The 307-nt window shown below is 53.7% G+C and carries 1 protein-coding gene; it reads right to left on the bottom strand.

The window, feature by feature from the left end; all coding sequences use genetic code 11:
- Window positions 1–307: ATP-binding cassette domain-containing protein (locus tag HBA93_RS20255; protein WP_221724470.1), on the bottom strand; the 307-nt coding region annotated here is incomplete at both ends.

Here is a 307-nt window from a genome sequence, read left to right as displayed (position 1 = left end):
CAGCTGCATAGAAGCTCTTTGGCTTGGTATAAATATCCTGCGGCGTTCCTTCCTGCACAATGGCTCCGTTACGCAACAGCAGGATATTGTCCGACGCGGCGAGCGCTTCGGATTGATCATGGGTAACAAGGACACCGCAGATTTCGAGATCGAGGATCAGCTTACGTATCCAGTAGCGTGCTTCTTCGCGGAGTTTCGCATCAAGGTTTGAAAGCGGTTCGTCCATCAGCAATACACGCGGCTCATAGACCAAAGCACGGCAAATAGCGACGCGCTGCTGCTGCCCGCCGGAAAGCTGATCCGGATA

It is taken from the genome of Ochrobactrum sp. SFR4 (genome assembly GCF_019730395.1).
Lineage (GTDB): Bacteria > Pseudomonadota > Alphaproteobacteria > Rhizobiales > Rhizobiaceae > Pseudochrobactrum.
The sequence above is the reverse complement of the archived record's forward strand: the minus strand, read 5'-3'. Positions and strand labels throughout refer to the sequence as shown.